Source organism: Paraburkholderia sp. MM5477-R1, assembly GCF_050436385.1.
Classification (GTDB): Bacteria; Pseudomonadota; Gammaproteobacteria; order Burkholderiales; family Burkholderiaceae; genus Paraburkholderia; species Paraburkholderia tuberum.
In genome coordinates, this window is record NZ_JBNDMC010000005.1 from 590,944 (window position 1) to 609,923 (window position 18,980).

An 18,980-nucleotide genomic window follows, 5' to 3' on the forward strand; every position below is an offset into this window, starting at 1 on the left:
ACGCGGTAGCAGGTGGTTGGCCAACGGAGTCGGCTTCGGCATCGTTGACGGCGAGCATTTCTTCGAATGCGACGATGGCAGTGCAGTTTCTGCCCTGTCCATTTCGAAGGAGTCCGCCATGACGGCATTACGTCGACGCATGATCGAGGATATGCGCGTGCGCAACCTCGCGGCCAATACCCAGCGCGCCTACCTGCAGCAGGTCCGCGGCTTCGCCCAATACTTCGGACGTTCGCCTGCGCTGCTGGGCCCGGAGGAGATTCGCGCTTACCAGGTGCACCTCGCTGAATTCCAGCAGCGTTCCCGGAGCACGCTGGTGGTGGCCACGGCGGCGCTGCGCTTCCTGTACACCATCACGCTCAAACGCGACTGGCCGATCGACGAGATCCCCATGTCGAAGGTACCGCGCAGACTTCCGGTGATTCTTAGCCCCGACGAGGTGACGCGGTTTCTCGAATCGATCAGAAGCGTCAAGCATCGCAGCCTGCTAATGGTGGCGTACGCGGCTGGCCTGCGCATCTCGGAAGCAACCCGCCTGAAGGTCAGCGACATCGACAGCCAACGCATGGTACTGCGTGTCGAACAGGGCAAGGGCGACACCGACCGCTACGTCATGCTTTCGCCGCGACTGCTGGAGATCCTGCGCAGCTACTGGCGTATCGGCCGGCCACAGTACTGGCTGTTCCCCGGGCGGTTTCCTGACCAGCCCATCGATCCAGCAACGATACGCCTGGCGTGCCAGCAAGCGCGTCGCCGTGCCGGCATCAGCAAATCCATCACTCCGCACTCCTTGCGTCACGCGTTTGCGACGCACCTGCTCGAATCAGGTACCGATGTGCGGACCATCCAGTTACTGCTCGGCCATCGCAGCCTCGCCACCACGTCGCGCTATCTGAAGGTCGCAACCAGCACCGTCTGCGCGACGACCAGTCCGTTCGACCGACTGCCTCAACAATCTCCTACATCGATCTGCTCCGCGCCGCCGTCCGTAAGCTGAGCGCGATCATGCGCGCCGCGCTGGAGTTGGCGGACGTTCTGCGTCGCCACGGGCCAACGTATCGGGAAGTCCATGTCGACTCGCTCAGCCGGGAGCAGCGTCGCGTCATGAGCGCGATCGAGCAGTGTCGTACCGCAGCGCTCGGTGGCCACGTCGAACAGTGCGACACATGCGGACATCAGCGCATCGCCTATAACTCCTGCGTTATGGGAAGTTCTGTCTAACGGGGAGAGGATGGCCCGGAGCTAGCGCGAAGCGGACTCACCACCCCCATTGACTCTCCATTAAAGCTTGGCCCTGAGCATCGCGATTACCTTATCGGATGGCCGAAACGAACCCCTGCGCAGATGCGGTGGGACGATCGCGTTGAGGGCTTCGAGCTTCTCAGTTGGATCAGCGCGAGTGTAGATTTCAGTGGTCGCCAGATCGCTATGCCCGAGCCATAAGGACACTTTCCGAATATCCTGAGTGCTTCGTAGTACTATCATTGCGCAGGTGTGCCTCAACACGTGTGGTGATACCTGCTTCTTCGATAGCGAGGGACACGTATGACGAGCTGTCTCAGCGTGGTATCTAAGGATATACGCGAAACCCCAGCGACTCATTGCTTCACCGCGAGCATTGACGAACAATTCCGGTACTGCAGCAGTTCCCCGTACCGCCATCCAGGCACGCAACGCGTTAGTGGTCGTTTTCCACAGGGGCAACGCGCGCTCCCGCCGACCCTTGCCGTGAACACGAATGCTCATCGACGGGAACACAACATCGGCGACTTGCAAACCCGTCAGTTCCGATACACGCAGTCCGGCGCAGATGGCCAGATGCAGCATCGCCCGGTCCCGGATCCCCTCGCGCGTTGATGGATCGGGCGCATCGAGCAGGGCCTGAACCTCTTCCTCGACCAGATAAGGCACTAACCGGGAATCAGTTTTCTTGTAGGGAATGCCCAGGATTCGTCGCGCCTGCTCGAGTATCGCGGGCTCGCGATACTCAAGGAAGTGGAAGAATGACCTGATTGCAGCCAGCCGGACATTGCGAGTCCCAGGCGAGTTCTGGCGCGTATCTTCCAGATATTCCAGGAAGTCGCTGATCAGTCTCGCATCGAGCTGCTCCAGCGCTAGCGACGACGGCGTCATCCTGAGTCGCCCGGCGGCGAACTCGAACAGGAGCTGAAAGGTGCAAGCATAGGAGTCGCAGGTGTGTTGGCTGGCGCCTCTCTCATGAGCAAGGTTTTGACGAAGAAATGCCACAATGTGCGGTGCGATCGGGATCATTTCTGTTCTCCAGTGAGAAACCCCTCTGCGGCGACAGCAATGTCATGCAGAAGCTCGGGAGTGGCCTCCAGATACCAATAGGTGGCGTTGATGTTGACGTGACCCATGTAGGTCGCAAGGGCCAACATGTGCCGCCCAACGCGGTCCCGGCCTTCCGGGCTCACCTCCAGTGCCCTGACGGCGAACGTGTGCCTGAGCTCATGCAGGCGGGGACGGTGGCCGTTGTGGGTGGTGCCGATGCCGGCAATCTTCAACAGCTTCTGGAACGTCCAGTAAGCGACCGTATATCTGAGTGGTCGACCATCGTCATCAACGAACACATGGTCGTCACCCGGACGGGCCTGCAGCCGCAGGGTCAAGTACCCCTGCAAACCCTCCGCCGCCGTCTCGTGAAGTGGAACCAGACGGGTCTTCTGGAATTTACTCTTTCGAATGAGTAATCCTTCGGGTGTAATGTCGGCACGCCGCAGGTTCAGGGCCTCAGAGATCCGCATGCCCGTGACTGACAGCAGGGCGATTAATGTCGCATACGTTTGTGGTTGCAACATATCGCGAGGACCCGATTGCAAGGCTGCGTTGACCAGGCGCTTGATGTCGGCGCGCGAGTAGATGAACGGGACGCGGCGTGTCTTTCGGTAGCCAAAGTACCGGGCGGGCGGCAGCTCATGGCTTTGATCTTCGGTACGCAGATACCGGGCGAACCGACACACGGTCTTTAGCCTCGCGTCACGCTGGGCCACCGACGCAGCCTCAGCGGCCCAGTTGATTGCGGTTTGCGCGCGAACGTGCGTTTCACCGCGCTTGACGGCAAAGCACGCGAAGCTGTGCAACAGATAGTCTGCGTTCAGTAGTTTGAAGCCGGCCGCACGCCGCGCGGCAAGATAGGACTCCACGGCCGGCATCATTTCGTCACCTCCGGCCATGGCTGCGCGACTTGCCTGAGCAGCGCGACGTCGACCTTGGCGTAATAGGCCGTGGTGTCGATGCCGCGATGCCTCAGGACCTGGCCAATCTGGTCGAGGGGAAGCCCATGACGTAACATCTCGGTCGCCGCTGTGTGGCGCAGCAGATGGGCGCCTTTGGCGGGCGAACTCACCCCGGCACGTTTTAGTGCGCGCTTCACTACCGACGATATGCAATCGCCTGAGATAAACGGCTTGAAAGGGGCGATGTTTCGAACAAAGACGTGGTCGCTGCAGGCAACTCGAGGTCGCGACTCGATGTACCGCAGAAGTGCCTCACCGGCATCCTGCGGCAGCGGCAGACGAACTTCATAGCGCCCCTTTCCCGAGACGCGCGGTGTCCCGGTTTCCCACTCGATATCGCTCATGCGAAGGTTCGCCAGGTCACCAGCGCGAACCCCGAGTCGCACCAGCAACAGGACAATCGCGCGATCGCGAAGGCGCCCGTGTAAATTGCCATCGCATGCGGCAATCAGACGGTCAACTTCGTCAGCGCTCAGACACCGTGGCAGTGTCGCCAGGCGCCAGTGCGCCAACGCCGGAACCGCTTGATCGAGTCCGGCGCGACATAAACCCTCAACACCGAGATAACGCAGGAAGGCCCGCGCGCTGGTGACCAGCTTTTCTGCGGTACCGATGCCACAGTTGCAGGCACTGTTCAACAGGAACGTGCGCATGTGCTTTGCGTCCCACTGGGTCGCGTCGCTACCAAGCACCTCCACCATCACTGCGGCATCGCGACAGTAGAGCCGAATGGTCGACGCTTTCGCGCCTCGGTGCGTGTGCAACCATCGCCGGAAACCGCTCACGATTGCCGGCTCTCGAATCTCGGCAATCGAGGGCTTGTTGTCCTGGCAGACGCCGATCTCAATCAGGTATTCGCGAAAGCGCTTGGCACCGAAATACAGATGGTGGTTGGCTTTACCTCCTTTTGCTTCCGGACAGGTGCAGGTAGGCAGATGACGATAGAAGATTTCTGGAGTCTGTGGATCCGCATCGGCCAGGGTGCCGCCGTGCGCCAGCATGAAGCGGCCCAGATGGTCGGCGGCTCGCAGATAACGTACGGCGCTGGCCGCGGAGTATCCGTCCCGTTCGAGCGCATCAGCAAAGTCATCAATGAAGGCTCCGCTGGGCCCCGAGCGCAGGCGTTTCAGGGTTTTGGGTGCTACCAGGTAGGTGTCTAGCATCACGTCCTCCTATGAGGGTTGCCGGGGAAGGCCAGACGACCATAGCAAAGGAGAACCGAGATTTTATGGGGAGTTGACCGACGACCAACCAGACACCAAACCGACGCGGCCAGCCGCATTCGTGTCGAATCTGATCTGCAACTCCCCGTTAGACAGAACTTCCCATAAGGCACGTAACGGAGTGCACTCCGTTACCTGCGGTAACCGGCACTGTCCGAAGTGCCAGTCGCTCGCCCGCGCGCAATGGCTCGAGGACCGCCAGGCCGACCTGCTGCCCGTACCGTACTTCCATGTTGTCTTCACCATCCCCGAGGAGATCGCGTCGGTCGCCTTCCAGAACAAGCGCGTGGTCTACGACATCCTGTTTCAGGCCACGGCCGAAACGCTACAGACGATCGCTTCCGATCCACGCCATCTCGGCGCGACCATCGGCTTCATCGCGATCCTGCACACGTGGGGGCAGAATCTTGTGCATCATCCCCACCTGCACTGCGTCGTCCCGGGCGGTGGCCTCGCACCCGACGGCAGCCGCTGGGTAGGCAGTATGACTTCCTGCGGGACAGAGGCTGGCCTGCCGCAATGGAATCAAACGCGGGTTAGCATTGCTGTCAGAGCCGCACGGTGCGGACGTGCCGCACCGGGCGATTTCCGACGCGGAGGCCAGCATGGAGCACGATAGCACTCTTTACGTGGGTCTTGATGTTCATAAGGATTCGATCACGGTCGCCTATGCCATTGGTTCGGGCGAGGTTGAACTGCTCGGCAAGATCGGTACTACGCAGGCCGACGTGGAACGGTTGTGCAAGAGACTGCAATCTAAAGCGCGATGCGTCAGCATCGTCTACGAAGCCGGTCCGTGCGGATATGGGCTTTACCGGCAGCTTGTCCAGAAAGAATTCCAGTGCATGGTCTGCGCGCCCTCGCTGATTCCCCGCAAGCCAGGTGAGCACATCAAGACTGACAGACGTGATGCCGTCAAGCTCGTCCGATCGCTGCGTGCCGGCGACCTGTCGGCCGTATACGTCCCCAGCATCGACGATGAAGCATTCCGGGATCTGGCCCGCGCATGGGTGATTGCCAAGGACGACCTCAAGCGTGCACGGCAACGGGTAAAAGCCTTTCTGCTGTCGCACGGCGTGCGCTACACCGGCTCTGCCGACTGGGGGCCGGCGCACCGACGCTGGCTGAGCGCATACAGCTTCGACAGTGCGTGGCAGCAGTTTGCGTTTGAAGAGCTACGTCGCGCGATCGAAGACCGGCTCGCCCAATGTGACCGGCTGGAGTCCGCGCTGCGTGAGGCAGTCGTCAACTGGCGCTTCTATCCCGCCGTCCTGGGCCTGCAGGCAATGCGCGGTGTCCAGTTCACCACGGCAGTGGGCATGCTCGCCGAGCTGGGCGATCTCTCACGCTTCGTGCACCCACGCCAGTTGATGGCGTGGCTCGGGGTGACGCCGTCCGAGCACTCATCGGGCGGCAAGCGTCGTCAGGGCAGCATCACTAAAAGCGGCAACAGTTATGCAAGAAAGCTGCTAGTTGAAGCTGCATGGAGCTATCGCCACCCTGCGCGTGTGAGCCCCGATATTCAGCGTCGTCACGAAGGTCTGCCTAAACCGATTGTAGATCGAGCCTGGGACGCACAGGTGCGCTTGTGCCGACGCTATCGCAAACTCGTCGCGCGCGGCAAGCAGAAGAATATCGCCGTAGTCGCAGTTGCCCGTGAACTCAGCGGATTCATCTGGGACATCTGCCGGCTCTCCTTGTCGCTGGCCATACCGCGCGAGACACAGATGCCATGATGTACAGCAATGCCCTGCGTCTGCATCCACCGTAACGACACGTGCAGGAGTTTCCTGAAGGCGGCGTAGCCCGGCACACGAGTAACCCGCGACCAGGGTAGGCAACGGATCTCATCCGAATTGCGGTGGTAGGTAGCGGAAGGCTCATTGGGCGGACATCTGTAATGCGGTAGCCAATCCGCGGATATCAGCTTGATCCACCGTCGAGATTTACTGCTACGTCGCCCTCAGGAAATTCAAACATCGAAAACACAGAACCGATCATATTGACACGAGAAGTCATATCAGCCTGCAAGCCTGGTTTCTTCCTGCCCGTGCGGGTGCTTTCGCGTCTGTTCCGGCGACTGTTCCTCGAACGGTTGCAGCACGCCTTCGACGTGGGCGAACTGCGGTTCTTCTCCTCGCTGGCGCACCTGGCCGAACGACGCGAATTTGCCCGCTACCTGGCCGGTTCGCGGCACACCGAGTGGGTGGTCTATGCAAAGGAGCCGTTCGGCGGCCCGCAGCAGGTCCTCGACTACCTCGGCCGCTACACACACCGCGTCGCGATCTCCAACAACCGCCTCGTCGGCCTGAGCGCCGACCACGTCACGTTCCGCTGGAAGGACTATCGTCATCCGGGCCGGCCGCGCGTGATGCACCTGGACGCCCACGAATTCATCCGGCGCTTCCTGCTGCATGTGTTGCCGCGTGGGCTACAACGCATCCGCCACTACGGGTTGCTCAGCAATCGCCTGCGTGAGCCCCGGCTGACCGTATGCCGTCATCTGCTCAACGTCGAACCCACCGCCATGGCCTGCAGCGTTCCCGAACCTGACTATCGCGACCGCTACGCGAAACTCACAGGCCGCTCGCTCCGCGACTGTCCGGTGTGCTCGCGCGGGCGCATGCTGTGCATCGACCGGCTGTTACCCTGTGCGCCGCCGCGAGCACCACCGGCGAATTCCCGATGAATCTCGACCCCTTCTCCTGCAACACCGGTTCCAGCGCGTCCCGCAGGCACCGTTGGACACGCTTGGCCAGACGGCGCCGACCGTCCACGCACGCACCCCGCGTCGATTGTTCATCGTCTGCGTTGCGCGGACATTCCTTGCTCAACCCGGACCGCCAACCGTTCATCCCGGACGCTGCGAATACTGTCGTCGTGAACATCGCAAGCGCGCTTCGATTCAATGCCCATAGCCCAACCGTCTGCGGAGCGGTTTAGCTCAAAGAATTTTTAGCGAAGCACAGACGGCCCGCACGTTGTGCCAACGCGCGCCTCGTGCGCCGTCTGCGCTTCGCTAAAAATCCTCTGCCTTATCGCGCGAATCGTAGTCCACGATAAGGCTTCCGGCGCCGATTCGCTGGTCCTTCTGGAAATGGCCCAGTTCACCGGGAACGCTCCCGCCCGTGAAGGTGGAGGAAGAATCGAAGAAAACGTAACGTACGCCCCCATACCAGCGGGTGTTGCCCATGCGCACAAGAAACTGCTGGAGCAACGCGTTGCCCTGCAGCGTATAGGCCCTCGGCTGGCTCGAGAGGCCGAAGTAGTCCAGGTGCGCATCGACTTTTGCCAGCGCACCGAGGTAGCGGTACCGGTCATCGTCCCAGGTGTGAAAGTGGGCGGCCGCCGCTGCCCACGTTCCGTTTGCCGTATACAGACCGCCCAGCGCGGTGACGTTCGGAGGAACGCGGTCGGGATGATCGGCCGTTGTATCCGTGGCGGCGTCGGCAATCGGCCCTGAAAAGAAGAGCAGTCCGAGTCCAAGACCATAACCGACGGCCGGCTCAGTGATCACGATCGGCACTGGTAACGCGCCTTTGTGTTTGAGAAGGAAGTCGCTCATGTCCAGTTGGCCATCTTCTGGATCGAAAAAGCTGAGCGGCTGCTCATCGGCGTGCACGTCAACGGCCACGGCCGTGCTTGCCACAACAATAGCAGCGGTCAAACGGGCTAGCTTCGACGCAGGATCACGATGCAATGCCGGGCCTTAACAAATGTTCGTAATCTCGTAAGCGTTGGCTTTAAGGCCACAAACACGACGTTCGATGCCAGGATGCGTGGCGAGATACCGTGGCTAACGGGACGGGTGTCGGAATCTATAGGCTACCGAATGCACGAGGACAACTCAAGGACGCGGCGGCGGAGTCGCGGGATCGTGCCACGCTTCGAGCATGATCGTCCCTTTAGTGAGAGTCGCGGCTCGCCGTGGGCAACTTACCGAGCAGATACGAAGCGTCGATGAGTTTCTGAGCCACGAGATGGCGAACTCACCCTCGCGATGCCAGACGCCGTACGCAGCAAGCAGTGGTTCGCCGCGTACCTCGCGTCGCTGCGCCTCGAGCACGGATGGCCAGACGATCACGCTCACATGGCCGGTTTCATCCTCCAGCGTCATGAACATCACGCCATTGACCGTGCCCGGCCGCTGACGCACGCAGACAAGGCCACACGCGCGCGCGAACTGGTTGTTGCGGTACCGCTTCGATGAACCGCCCATGCCCAATCTCCACGTGCGTTGCTGGGCGAGTGGCTGGTTGCTCGCCGGAACAGACGTCTGAATGTCCGAACCGCGGCGGGTGCGAATGACGGCTCATGGCCGGTCACTGCCTCATGCAATCTGCAGCGATCGGAAGGCTGCGATCGGCAGCAAGCGACCCCAGTCGGCCATAGCAGCTCGCACGCTGGTCGTCGTCCGTTACCGGATGGGGAGCGGCCACGCATACGGGCGAGCCGAACATCGTATTCAACGAGCGGCAGGGCCCGGTCACTTCAAGGGTGAGGGGAAGCATTCCTGAATTCCATCCGTGGAGCGGCGGGCGGGCGTCCGGCCGCCAGGCTCGACAACTTACGGAGTTCAGTCGTCCTGCTGTTCAGCCATTTCTGCCGCCACATGAAGTCCATTGTCCATGGCGGCCTCTTCTGTCGCGTAAGCGATCCCCGGTTCGTGCCGCACCTCTTTGATCGCGTCTCCAGTATGGTCAATATGGACGATCTCAAATGTGTACCCTCCTTCAGCCAGTCGGATCGGTTCAATACGGTAGGTGTGTTTGCCCTTGCTAATCGTTCTTGTCGGCACCGATTTTCTCCTTTGCGTCATCTTTCACCGCCACCGATATTCCACGCCTGTTGCTTCTGAACTGTCGCTAATGGCAGGTTAGCCCGCTGCCAGTCCGCCGGCTGACAAGTCACGGCTCAATCTGCCGAAACCAAGCGTTTGCACAGTCGCGCAAGGACCATGCCGCGAGAGTGGCTGCGCATCGCCTTTGACGTGAGCGTTGTCCGCCGCTCGCTGCGCATATGGTTTCAATGGGGCTGGGCTCCAGCGCGGTGGGAATACGGAGTTTCGGGGCCGCTATCGGACTTTGGTCTCATTGGTCTCACCCGCCTGGCCGAGTAGGGTGAAAACTCCGTCGGCGTTTGGACGGCGACATATCCGCAATATCCCCGGGAGTTCATCATGAAATTTCTTGTGGTTACCGCTTCGGCCATTTTCGTTGCAGTGCTTTCAAACACGTCCGTTTGGGCTCAAGACAATTCCGCAACCGGTGCGCCGGCGGCTGCAGAGCATCCCGACGAAATCGTGAGGATGCACCAACAGGTGGCCGCAGCCAATCGTGTCTATAACAAGCACGTAGCCGCTGCACAAAAAGTTTTCGATGAGAAAAAGGCAGCAGCCAAAAAAGAGCGTGATGCTGCCATAGCGGCAGCACATCAGGGTGTGGGCCAATAGGACGGCTTTGTCAACTCGACGAGCACAGGCTATGTTTTTGGCTAAACGTAGGTATCCTGATCAGATAGCATGCTCGATTTCAGCATCCACGGTCCAACCATGCCAGACGGCGAGGCGTTTCTTGAGTATGGCGCGATGACATCGCTGCGTTCATCTGATGTCTGGGCAAGGCGAAGTGCTGCCGGATCGGGCCAAAGCATGAGAGAAATGCCTGGGTGCGACGTGCATCGCGAAAGCCGCACATGTGCCGTTCGCGCCTGCGGGTCGGCTGATGGCTGTTCTCGGCGCGATTGTTCACGCGTGCAGCCGCTTTGACGAATACGTGCTTCACCTGAGCGAGTTCGGGAATATCAGCCTTTGCTGCCGGGTAACTGCGCAACTGGTCCGTAACAATCCTGCGCGGCACCGGGTTCGAACGCAGCACCCGCAGGAAAAAGCGCTTTGCCGCAGCCTTGTCGCGCCGCTTTTGCACCAGCACATCCAGTTCGGCGCCATGTTCGTCGACCGCACGCCACAACAGATACGGCTCCCCCTGCAGCGTCACGAACATTTCGTCGAGGTGCCATGTACTGCCCGGCTTGCGCCGCACCGCCCTGGCGCGCCGAGAAAATCCAGCGCCGAATTTGTCGCACCAGCAACGGATCGTTTCGTATGTGACTACGACACCACGCTCGAGCAACAACTCCTCGATGTCGCGCAGGCTCAGGCTGAACCGGAAATACCAGCGAACAGCACAGCTGATGACGACAGCGGGGAACCGATGACCGTGATAAAGCGATTTCGTCTTTTTCATTGCTTCATTTTACCGCGGCAGGTCCTCTAACCTGACAGCGCCCAACCAGCCATTGGCCCGCGCGGACGAGTCGCTCGATAGCGGCCGTTGACGGACGCTTTCTTGGTGGCATCGTCCCATGACGGTCACTCCTGTTGGTGGGAAAAGCACCAAGGTAGCTAAATTCGTGCGTCCGCTGCGTCCGGCTGTACTCCTTCGTGATAGCCAGACCGGGCGCGGCGAAGTTGGTCAGGAATCAGGGGCTTACGCTACCCATGGTGGCACGTGGCGCAAGATGTATAACCGGACCCACGGGTCCGTATATTCAATAGTTAGACCGCTTCAGGAGCACGTAATGCGACCCCTTCGGTATTCCATCAACGTCACATTGGACGGTTGCTGCGATCATCGTGAAGTGATCGCGGACGAAGACTTGCATCATCACGCGGCCGAGAACCTCGCGCAGGCCGATGCCCTCCTCTTTGGCCGGTTGACCCACGAAATGATGGAGGCGGCGTGGCGGCCACCGGCGCAGACGGGAGTGATGCCTGATTGGATGGCCGATTGGATGAAGCTTCGCCCGGACGATCGACGCGGCAAAGAAGTACGTCGTGTCAAGCACCCTGGAGCGGGTCGATTGGAACGCAGAACTCGTGCGCGGGGATCTGGGCAAGGCAGTCCAGCAACTCAAGCGGGAGTCGGGCAAGGGGCTGTTCGTGGGAGGCGTGAAGCTTCCGCTGGCGTTGGCGGAGCTGGGATTGATCGATGAGTACGAGTTCGTAGTGCAACCCAGGCTAGTAGGCCACGGGCCGACGTTGTTTGCGGGGCTATCGAAGCGTGTCGACTTGAAGCTCGTAAGCCGACTGGAGTTCGACTCTGGGGTGGTGGCAATTCGGTATGAGCCAAGAAGGTAGCCATTGGCACATTCGCAAAAGCGGGCTAACAATTAATTAACGCCGAACCCACTTCGCGGGTCGGCTTAATTCAGGCATTAGGCGCCAAAGGAGACATCGTGGCAGTCAAGCGGATGGACAACGTCGGCATCGTGGTGAACGACCTCGATGCCGCCATTGAGTTCTTTATCGAACTTGGCCTTACCCTCGAAGGCCGCATGCCCATTGAAGGCGAATGGGCCGGCCGCGTCACCGGAGTGCATGGTCAGCGCGTTGAAGTCGCAATGATGCGCACCCCCGACGGCCACAGCCGCCTCGAGCTCTCGCGCTTCGACTCACCTGCCATTTCGTCCGATCACCGCAGAGCTCCAGTTAACTCGTTGGGATACCTCCGCGTCATGTTCACCGTCGAGGACATCGACGACACCCTCGCCCGGCTCAGAAAGCTCGGTGCGTCGGTGGTCGATGAAGTTGTCAATTACGAAAACATCTACCGTCTCTGCTACATTCGTGATGCCGAAGGAATTCTCATCGGGCTTGCCCAAGAACTCCGGTAGCCGACTACCTGATGAGCATGGTCACATTGGCGCCTAATAATTCATTCATTCAAGCGGACGTGCCTTCGGCACGCCGCTTAATTCAGGCGTTGGTGGCCAGCCTACCTGATAGCGGACGCTCGCCACTGGCCGGTTTGGGTCGCGCAGAGACGTTCGAGACGCCCAGCGTAGCGCGCTTAGCGTACGAAAAGTCCGTTTAGGTGATGAACCGCTGCCCCGCGATCGAAATCCCCCGCCTGGGGTTGCCGCCGATCCAGGTTGCGGGCGGGTGAGCTTAGGGCTTAGCTGAACAAGCCACTAAGTCGGCGACGGGTCAGCGACTTGAACGTCGCCAAGTGATGAGGCCGAGCCGAAGCCATTGCTTTTCGGCCCTCGCAGGCCTGTTTGGCGGGCACTTTGCCCGCCTTTCGCCCACTATGGGCGTACCGGTGCCATCAGTTTCTTTCGTGAGAGGTAGACGTTCGCCAGCGCGAGCGCGACGAACGCCCGGTTGGCGTTCTTTGCGAGCCCGCGATAGCGCACCTTCGTAAATCCCCACAGTCGCTTCACCACCGCGAAGACATGTTCCACCCGGGCGCGAATCTTCGACTTGTTGCGGTTCTTGCTACGCTGCACCTCGCCAACTTCGCCGCCCGCACGGCGCGTGCGCTGATTGGTAAAGTCGCGCGCCCTGGACGCCTTGCTGCGGATCAGTTCCTTCTGGCTCGCATAGGCGCTATCGCCGTAGACGCGCCGCTCGTTCCCGTGCAGCAATTGCGGTAGCGGGTGTTTGTCATGCACGTTGGCCGGCGTGAGCACCGCGCTGTGCGCCAGGCCGCTCTGGCTGTCCACACCGATGTGCAGCTCGGCACCGAAGTACCATTGCTTGCCCTTGCGGTCTGATGCATCTCGGGGTCGCGCGCCTTCTGCTCGTTCTTCGTCGAGCTCGGCGCGCCGATGATCGTCGCGTCCACGATGGTGCCGCTTTTGAGCTTCATGCCGCTGGCCTGCAGCACCCGACCGACTTCGGCAAACAATTGCTCGCCCAGTTTGTGCGTCTCCAGCAGGCGCCGGAATTTGAGCAGCGTCGTCGCGTCCGGTACGGCTTCACAACCCAGGTCAATTCCGGCAAAGCGACGCAGGTTCGCGCTGTCGTAGAGCGCCTCTTCGCAAGCAAAGTCGGCCAGATTGAACCAGTGCTGCACGAAATGAATCCTCAGCATGCGCTCCAGACCAATTGGCGGGCGGCCATTGCCGCGCTTCGGATAATGCGGCTCGATCACCGCGCACAACTGCGGCCATGGCACGATCGCATTCATCGTGTCGAGAAACTCGTCGCGCCGCGTGCGTTTGCGGTGCGTCTCGAAACCCGCACCTTGATCGGCTGCCATCGCCAGCGTCTGCTGCTTCATCCTGTTTCGCCTTCTTCGTTCAATCCGAGCTCTATAATGCTTGAGGTGCCGGATCGGTGGACTTAATCAGCGCTGCCTTAGGCTCAGAATGATCCACCGAGGGCGCCCGCCGCCGGGCGACCCGGCAACCGTCAGGGAGGTAAGTCATGCGTGTTATGGTGAAGTTCTCGTTTTCCGCTGATGCCGGCAACTCCGCCATCCGCGCCGGCAAATTAGAAAAAGTCTTCCAACAGCTAAGGAAGCGCTGATTTATTCAGCTCGGTGGTCATCGTTGGCGTAGCTGAGGACGTTATAGAAGGCAACTCACGGAACAGACTCACACTGATGAAGAGGCAGATCGGCTTCGCCGAAGCGGAAATTGCAGGCAAGAAGCGAGTGACGAGGCGCCAACGCTTCCTCGCCGAGATGGAGAAGGTCGTTCCGTGGCAGCGCTTGCTGTCGGCAATCGAGCCGCACTATCCGAAGGGCACGCGAGGCCGCCCGCCGATTGGCCTGGAGCGAATGCTGCGAATCTACTTCCTGCAACAGTGGTACGGGCTGTCGGACGAAGGACTGGAAGACGCGCTGTATGACAGCATCGCGCTGCGAGCCTTCGCCGGCATCGATCTGGCAGTTGAGAACGTGCCTGATGCGACCACGCTGTTGAAATTCCGGCGCCTGCTGATCGAACACGAACTGACACGGAAGTTGTTCGACGAGATTGGCATCTCGCTGTGCGAGCGTGGGCTGATGATGAAGGAAGGCACGCTGGTTGACGCAACGATCATTGAAGCGCCGCCGTCGACCAAGAACGCCGGGAAGAGTCGTGACCCGGAAATGCATCAGACGAAGAAGGGAAACGAATGGCACTTTGGAATGAAAGCCCACATTGGCGTCGATGCCGATTCGGGCCTGATCCACAGTGTGGTTGGCACATCGGCCAACGTGTCGGATGTATCGCAAGCGCATGCCCTGCTGCACGGACATGAAGAGCAGGCGTTCGCCGACGCGGGCTACATTGGCGTAGACAAGCGCGAGGAAATGGCGGGCAAGACCGTGAAGTGGCACGTCGCTGCCAAGCGGGGAAAGATCAAGGCGATGCAGGACGGGGCGCTGAAGAACCTGGTGATCGCGGTCGAGCGAACCAAGGCGCAGATCCGGTCGCGGGTTGAGCATCCATTCCATATCGTCAAGAACCTGTTTCACCATCGCAAGACGCGATACAAGGGCTTGGCCAAGAACACCGCGCAACTGTTCAGCCTGTTCGCTCTTGCGAATCTGGTGATTGCGCGAAATCTGTCGCGATCGGTCCATGGGAGCAATCCGTCATGCGTATAAAAAATGCGAGCAGGGAGCCTCGTTTGCGCGTCCAATTCACCGAGTTGAGCATCGATTCGCTTCGTCATCCGGAAAATTCGACGGCATCTCGTCTGCAACTTGGGCAGTTGGTCCATTGATCAGCGCTTCCCTAACCGAGGATCTGAAGCCCGAAGCCGCTTATTTCCACGCCGAGAATGGCGACCGGGGCGGCTTCTTCATCGTGAACATGGCGGAATCATCGCAGATTGCCGATACCGCCGAGCGGCTCTTCTTTGGTTTGAACGCCAAGATCGAACTCGTGCCGGTCATGAATGCCGATGACCTGCGCAAAGGTCTGGCGGGCGTGCAGGAAACGATCCGCCGCTACGGCTGAGTCCCCCTGGACGATGACCTCGCCCTTGCCGGCCGCCGCGTCGTAGTCGCGCTCGAGCCATAAGCGGGCATAGCACCGGAAAGGAGCCAGCTTCTGATGGTCGCCGCGCAAGATCGAGTCGGCCTCGACGATCTCGGGCACGACGTCGGGTCGTAGTTGAGGTTCATGGCGAAGACGCACGGCCTCCTTGGCGCGTTCTAGGCGCTTCTCGAGCTGGCCGAGGATCTGCCGGCCGCGCTCCACCATCCCCCGCACCATGGCGATGCCGTCATAGCCCGATGCCGTCATAGCCGCGCCGATCGGCAAAGGCGGCCGTTTCGTAATCGGGGTACCGTCAAGATTCGGACGTTTGCGTACGTCAACGGCGAAACTGTCAGATTTGGTCCTGAGACTTTGCAGCGAGGGTGTCAATTTACGTTGGAAATACCCTTAATCTGACGCGTTCCCCGCCGGACTCTGACGTCCGGCTGAAGTACGCTTCAACTGGACGACACGCAGGCTTATGAGTCAGCAGTCGGCCAGAAAGGCACGTTGGCCATTCGCTCGCGCAGGACATTCAGACGGCATGACTGCCTCGTCAGGAGACGTTGGCTCGCAAGGTGCCGAATGGCTAAGTGATTCCTGATGACCCATTCGCCGTACGTCAACGTCTGTGACAAAAAGTGTCCCTGTCGCAAGGCCGCAGCGACGGGTTTGAACTGGCAAATGCCCGCGCCCGTTTTCACCGCCTTGAAAGTAACTGTCATACGACGTGCTACTTTCACAGTGCCTCCTACTAATCCCGTGATGCCTCGGTGCCTCACATCGCAGGCGCTTTGGCGCGTAATGTAAGGGAAACTCCGGAGGTGGCAAGCGGCGCAATGTCATATGATAACTGACGTTGCCATCGGCGGTTTGCATTGGAAGCGGGCAACGAACATTAGAGGCGACGACATGCGAATCAGCCGTATCGAAGTCATCAGAGTGGCCATGCCGTTCAGCGCGGGACGCATGGCATCCCCACAGAGGGCCGATGGACCTGCCGATGCGTACAACGCCGCGTCGCGGACGTTACAGAAAATGGAGACGCTGCTCGTCAAAGTCATTGCCGATGACGGCTCGGTAGGTTGGGGCGAGGCGTTTGGACATCTCTGCAATCCTGCGACTTTTGCCGCGCTAGCAGGGCCGGTCGCCCGCTTCTTCATCGGGGCGGAGATCGGCGGGAATCCCGATAGTTTCGCGGGACGCGTCGAAGCGGCGCATCAGGCGTTTCACGCTTTTGGGCGCACCGGACCAATGCTCTACGCGCTATCTGCGATCGACATTGCGATGTGGGATCTTTGCGCCCAGGCGGCAGGAAAGCCGTTGCACCGGTTGCTTGGCGCTATGCGCGATACAGTCGATGTTTATGCAAGCCTTGTTTGCTACGACAACGATCCCGAGGAAGTGGCGTTGCAGGTGCGGCGCGCACATCAGGCGGGCTTCAGGGCGATGAAGCTGCACGAGACGCAGCGCGCCGCAATCGAGGCCGCTCGCGGCGCATTGCCCGACGAAGTCGCTTTGATGGTAGACGTCAATTGTCCTTGGTCGGTGGAAGAGGCGAAGAAGCGGGTGAGCGCGCTGAAGGCAACTGGGCTCGGCTGGATTGAAGAGCCGGTGTGGCCACCTGATGATGCCGCTGGGCTTGCCCAGGTACGTAGCGCCGGTGTTCCGATCGCCGCGGGCGAGAACGCCTCCGGCGTGGCGGGCTTTCGGCAGTATTTCGAGCACCGCGCGATCGACATCGCGCAGCCGAGCGTCGCCAAGATCGGCGGCATCAGCGGAATGCGCGATGTCATTCGGCTCGCGGCCGACAACGGAGTCCGCGTCATACCGCATTGTTTCTACTATGGAGCCGGCCTGCTCGCGACGGCGCACATTGTCGCGACTCTGCCCGGGGATGTCGCGCTCGAAGTCCCGTGGCTTCAGTGGTCCACCCGCCTTTATCCGCAACACGACTTCGGACCATCTTTCACGCTGCCGGCTGTGCCTGGCTTGGGCTTCCAGCCGGACACGGACGTCCTGAACCGACATGCCGTCGATACGGCCACGGTCGCGTAACCGTATGCGTCGCGGACTTTCTGAATAGACAACGAGCTGTAGCCGGAGGAAATATGCGTTTTCAGTACCGCTGGGCAGTTGCTGCTTTATTGTTTTTCGCGGGCATGTTGAACTATCTCGATCGAGCAGCGCTGTCGATCGTCGCGCCGCTCGTCAAGGCAGAGCTGCATATCAACGATGCACAGCTGGGCATCCTGTTCAGCAGCTTCTTTATCGGCTACTGCGTGTTCTGTTTCGTCGGCGGATGGGCGGCGGACAAGTACGGGCCGCGCAAGGTCTTCGCGCTGGCGGCGGGTTTCTGGTCGGTCTTTTGCGGCGCGACGGCTTTCGTCGGCAGCTTCGCGAGCTTGATGGTAGCGCGCGTCGCATTCGGCGTGGCCGAAGGACCGATGGGCACCACCACGAACAAATCGATATCGAACTGGTTTCCGCGTAGTGAGGCGGGGAGGGCCGTCGGATTGACAAACGCGGGGCAGCCGCTCGGCGCCGCGATCGCCGCGCCCATCGTCGGTCTTGTCGCTCTCCGGTTTGGCTGGCGAATCTCCTTCATTGCCATTGCCATCATGGGTTTTGCGTGGATCGCGGTGTGGTGGCGTTGCTTCCGCGATCATCCGAAGGACCACCCGGCGGTCTCGCGCCAGGAAGTGGCGCATATTCTCGCCGATCGACAGGCGAGCGTGCAGGTCGACGGTGAGACCGCTGCATCGAACGCGGGAGGCGTCATGCACTACCTGGTATCGCTGCCGGTGCTTGGCGTGGCCGTCGCGTTCTTCGCCTTCAACTACGTACTGTACTTCTTCCTCTCGTGGCTGCCGAGTTACTTTACGGACTATCAGCATCTCGACATTAAGCACATGAGCATCGTCGGCATTCTGCCCTGGCTAGCCGCTACCGCAGGCTTCGTGCTGGGCGGGATGCTCTCTGACGGTCTTTACAAAAAAACCGGCGACGTGCTGTTTGCTCGGAAGACCGTCATCATGCTGGGTCTTGGCGTTGCGGCGCTCAGCGTGCTGCTCGTCTCGCGAGTGAGTTCGCTCGTGCCCGCTGTGACCCTCATCGCGATTGCGAGCCTCTTCGTTTTCATGACGCCGCAGGCGTGCTGGTCGCTACTTCAGGATATCGTGCCGAGCGAGCGTATCGGTGCGACCGGCGGCTTTGTTCACTTACTGGCGAACTTGGCCGGCGTGCTGTCGCCCAGCATCACCGGTTTCCTGATTCAGTATGGCGCAGGCTACTCGTCAGCGTTCGTGCTCGCGAGTGCACTCGGTTGCGTCGGAATGATCGTGCTGTGGCTCTGCGTACGGCAGACGCAAGTCGCACGCTTGCGCGGCGCACCGGTCTAGACGTAGCTCGCCGCACGTCTAACCGCGGTGCACGTGGCCGCAACAATAAATCGCCGAGGGAGCCGCCGGCATCAGCTGCAATCCCCGGCGTGCCGGATGCAGATGCCTGTCGCGTACAGACGCCCAGTCAGTCATACCGCTCTTAACCAATACAAGAACAGATCCACTTGGGCATTCGCCGTCAGTTCGTCACCAGGGCGCTTGTCGGCACCCGCTGTCGGAACGTTAGCTTCGTCCGCTGCAACATCTGCTGCGCCTACGAGCAGACCAATTCCGTCCGTGGATCTTGACATTCGATCGACTGCTTAACCCTTGATGAACGGACATTCGGGTAGAGAGAC

Annotated in this window: 17 protein-coding genes and 4 pseudogenes; 11 read left to right on the forward strand and 10 right to left on the reverse strand. The window is 60.4% G+C overall.

Annotation, left to right across the window (positions count from 1 at the left end; genetic code table 11):
• The first annotated feature begins 16 nt into the window (after positions 1 to 16).
• Together OKW35_RS15025 and OKW35_RS15030 are read left to right on the forward strand one after the other, a co-directional pair.
• On the forward strand, positions 17 to 997 hold the full coding sequence (locus OKW35_RS15025) for a tyrosine-type recombinase/integrase (protein ID WP_429332935.1): 981 nt from the start codon (positions 17 to 19) through the stop codon (positions 995 to 997).
• An 8-nt stretch (positions 998 to 1,005) separates the two neighbouring features.
• A pseudogene (locus tag OKW35_RS15030) lies at positions 1,006 to 1,200 on the forward strand (transposase zinc-binding domain-containing protein); the annotation flags it as partial.
• 81 nt (positions 1,201 to 1,281) lie between these two features.
• Here OKW35_RS15030 and OKW35_RS15035 read toward each other — a convergent pair.
• Genes OKW35_RS15035 through OKW35_RS15045 form a run of 3 tightly spaced genes read right to left on the reverse strand, consistent with a single transcriptional unit; the run spans position 1,282 to position 4,420 of the window.
• Positions 1,282 to 2,271, reverse strand: coding sequence for a tyrosine-type recombinase/integrase (locus OKW35_RS15035; protein ID WP_429355211.1), 990 nt, complete (start codon positions 2,269 to 2,271; stop codon positions 1,282 to 1,284).
• Positions 2,268 to 3,176, reverse strand: a complete 909-nt coding sequence (locus OKW35_RS15040; RefSeq protein WP_429355210.1) for a tyrosine-type recombinase/integrase — start codon at positions 3,174 to 3,176, stop codon at positions 2,268 to 2,270. Before OKW35_RS15040 ends, OKW35_RS15035 begins: the two co-directional genes overlap by 4 nt.
• Entirely contained in the window at positions 3,173 to 4,420 is a 1,248-nt protein-coding gene (locus OKW35_RS15045) for a site-specific integrase (protein WP_429551165.1), read from the reverse strand. Before OKW35_RS15045 ends, OKW35_RS15040 begins: the two co-directional genes overlap by 4 nt.
• Positions 4,421 to 4,601: 181 nt before the next feature.
• Here OKW35_RS15045 and OKW35_RS15050 point away from each other — a divergent pair.
• From OKW35_RS15050 to OKW35_RS15060, 3 genes and pseudogenes are all read left to right on the forward strand, one after another.
• Positions 4,602 to 4,958, forward strand: a pseudogene (locus OKW35_RS15050) (IS91 family transposase); the annotation flags it as partial.
• 127 nt (positions 4,959 to 5,085) lie between these two features.
• Complete coding sequence (locus OKW35_RS15055; protein ID WP_090812607.1) at positions 5,086 to 6,216, forward strand: IS110 family transposase; 1,131 nt, start codon at positions 5,086 to 5,088, stop codon at positions 6,214 to 6,216.
• Between the two features lie 287 nt (positions 6,217 to 6,503).
• Positions 6,504 to 7,169, forward strand: a pseudogene (locus OKW35_RS15060) (IS91 family transposase); the annotation flags it as partial.
• 330 nt (positions 7,170 to 7,499) lie between these two features.
• On the opposite strand, the gene OKW35_RS15065 reads toward OKW35_RS15060, so the two are convergent.
• The 3 genes and pseudogenes from OKW35_RS15065 to OKW35_RS15075 form a co-directional block, all read right to left on the reverse strand.
• Entirely contained in the window at positions 7,500 to 8,147 is a 648-nt protein-coding gene (locus OKW35_RS15065) for a hypothetical protein (protein WP_429355208.1), read from the reverse strand.
• A gap of 238 nt (positions 8,148 to 8,385) precedes the next feature.
• A pseudogene (locus OKW35_RS15070) lies at positions 8,386 to 8,678 on the reverse strand (OB-fold nucleic acid binding domain-containing protein); the annotation flags it as partial.
• A 378-nt stretch (positions 8,679 to 9,056) separates the two neighbouring features.
• Positions 9,057 to 9,278, reverse strand: a complete 222-nt coding sequence (locus tag OKW35_RS15075) for a hypothetical protein (RefSeq protein ID WP_429355207.1) — start codon at positions 9,276 to 9,278, stop codon at positions 9,057 to 9,059.
• A gap of 381 nt (positions 9,279 to 9,659) precedes the next feature.
• Here OKW35_RS15075 and OKW35_RS15080 point away from each other — a divergent pair, with 381 nt between their 5' ends.
• The gene (locus OKW35_RS15080; protein WP_090812195.1) at positions 9,660 to 9,932 is read left to right on the forward strand and encodes a hypothetical protein; all 273 of its coding nucleotides are present in this window, start codon (positions 9,660 to 9,662) and stop codon (positions 9,930 to 9,932) included.
• Between the two features lie 79 nt (positions 9,933 to 10,011).
• On the opposite strand, the gene OKW35_RS15085 is transcribed toward OKW35_RS15080, so the two are convergent.
• Positions 10,012 to 10,725, reverse strand: coding sequence for an IS6 family transposase (locus OKW35_RS15085; RefSeq protein WP_429355206.1), 714 nt, complete (start codon positions 10,723 to 10,725; stop codon positions 10,012 to 10,014).
• A 304-nt stretch (positions 10,726 to 11,029) separates the two neighbouring features.
• Entirely contained in the window at positions 11,030 to 11,326 is a 297-nt protein-coding gene (locus tag OKW35_RS15090) for a hypothetical protein (RefSeq protein ID WP_429552454.1), read from the reverse strand.
• On the opposite strand from OKW35_RS15090, the gene OKW35_RS15095 reads away from it, so the two are divergent.
• Positions 11,316 to 11,618, forward strand: coding sequence for a dihydrofolate reductase family protein (locus OKW35_RS15095; protein ID WP_208524332.1), 303 nt, complete (start codon positions 11,316 to 11,318; stop codon positions 11,616 to 11,618). The two genes, OKW35_RS15090 and OKW35_RS15095, sit on opposite strands and share 11 nt — an antisense overlap.
• Positions 11,619 to 11,716: 98 nt before the next feature.
• A complete protein-coding gene (locus tag OKW35_RS15100; protein WP_176078972.1) occupies positions 11,717 to 12,154 on the forward strand; it encodes a VOC family protein in 438 nt (145 codons plus the stop codon).
• A gap of 414 nt (positions 12,155 to 12,568) precedes the next feature.
• Here the strand turns inward: OKW35_RS15100 and OKW35_RS15105 are convergent.
• Positions 12,569 to 13,545 (reverse strand): IS5 family transposase gene (locus tag OKW35_RS15105; protein WP_429552455.1). Its coding sequence is split into 2 segments (ribosomal slippage): positions 12,569 to 13,029 and positions 13,029 to 13,545, totalling 978 coding nucleotides; the frame shifts between segments, so codons are not numbered across the junction.
• A 324-nt stretch (positions 13,546 to 13,869) separates the two neighbouring features.
• Here OKW35_RS15105 and OKW35_RS15110 point away from each other — a divergent pair.
• A complete protein-coding gene (locus OKW35_RS15110) occupies positions 13,870 to 14,862 on the forward strand; it encodes an IS5 family transposase (protein ID WP_090812378.1) in 993 nt (330 codons plus the stop codon).
• Between the two features lie 217 nt (positions 14,863 to 15,079).
• Here the strand turns inward: OKW35_RS15110 and OKW35_RS15115 are convergent, their stop codons facing one another.
• Positions 15,080 to 15,505: a hypothetical protein gene (locus tag OKW35_RS15115; RefSeq protein ID WP_429552456.1), complete on the reverse strand. Its 426-nt coding sequence runs from the start codon at positions 15,503 to 15,505 to the stop codon at positions 15,080 to 15,082.
• Between the two features lie 702 nt (positions 15,506 to 16,207).
• Here OKW35_RS15115 and OKW35_RS15120 point away from each other — a divergent pair.
• Positions 16,208 to 17,296, forward strand: coding sequence for a mandelate racemase/muconate lactonizing enzyme family protein (locus OKW35_RS15120; protein ID WP_429552789.1), 1,089 nt, complete (start codon positions 16,208 to 16,210; stop codon positions 17,294 to 17,296).
• A gap of 53 nt (positions 17,297 to 17,349) precedes the next feature.
• Positions 17,350 to 18,639: an MFS transporter gene (locus OKW35_RS15125; protein WP_429552457.1), complete on the forward strand. Its 1,290-nt coding sequence runs from the start codon at positions 17,350 to 17,352 to the stop codon at positions 18,637 to 18,639.
• The last annotated feature ends 341 nt before the right edge of the window (positions 18,640 to 18,980 follow it).

Bases quoted from the DNA above. Each gene is read 5' to 3' on its own strand.
- OKW35_RS15035 (WP_429355211.1), bottom strand. From the start codon at position 2,271: ATGATCCCGATCGCACCGCACATTGTGGCATTTCTTCGTCAAAACCTT.
- OKW35_RS15040 (WP_429355210.1), bottom strand. From the start codon at position 3,176: ATGATGCCGGCCGTGGAGTCCTATCTTGCCGCGCGGCGTGCGGCCGGC.
- OKW35_RS15045 (WP_429551165.1), bottom strand. From the start codon at position 4,420: ATGCTAGACACCTACCTGGTAGCACCCAAAACCCTGAAACGCCTGCGC.
- OKW35_RS15055 (WP_090812607.1), top strand. From the start codon at position 5,086: ATGGAGCACGATAGCACTCTTTACGTGGGTCTTGATGTTCATAAGGAT.
- OKW35_RS15080 (WP_090812195.1), top strand. From the start codon at position 9,660: ATGAAATTTCTTGTGGTTACCGCTTCGGCCATTTTCGTTGCAGTGCTT.
- OKW35_RS15085 (WP_429355206.1), bottom strand. From the start codon at position 10,725: ATGAAAAAGACGAAATCGCTTTATCACGGTCATCGGTTCCCCGCTGTC.
- OKW35_RS15110 (WP_090812378.1), top strand. From the start codon at position 13,870: ATGAAGAGGCAGATCGGCTTCGCCGAAGCGGAAATTGCAGGCAAGAAG.
- OKW35_RS15115 (WP_429552456.1), bottom strand. From the start codon at position 15,505: ATGACGGCATCGGGCTATGACGGCATCGCCATGGTGCGGGGGATGGTG.
- OKW35_RS15120 (WP_429552789.1), top strand. From the start codon at position 16,208: ATGGCATCCCCACAGAGGGCCGATGGACCTGCCGATGCGTACAACGCC.
- OKW35_RS15125 (WP_429552457.1), top strand. From the start codon at position 17,350: ATGCGTTTTCAGTACCGCTGGGCAGTTGCTGCTTTATTGTTTTTCGCG.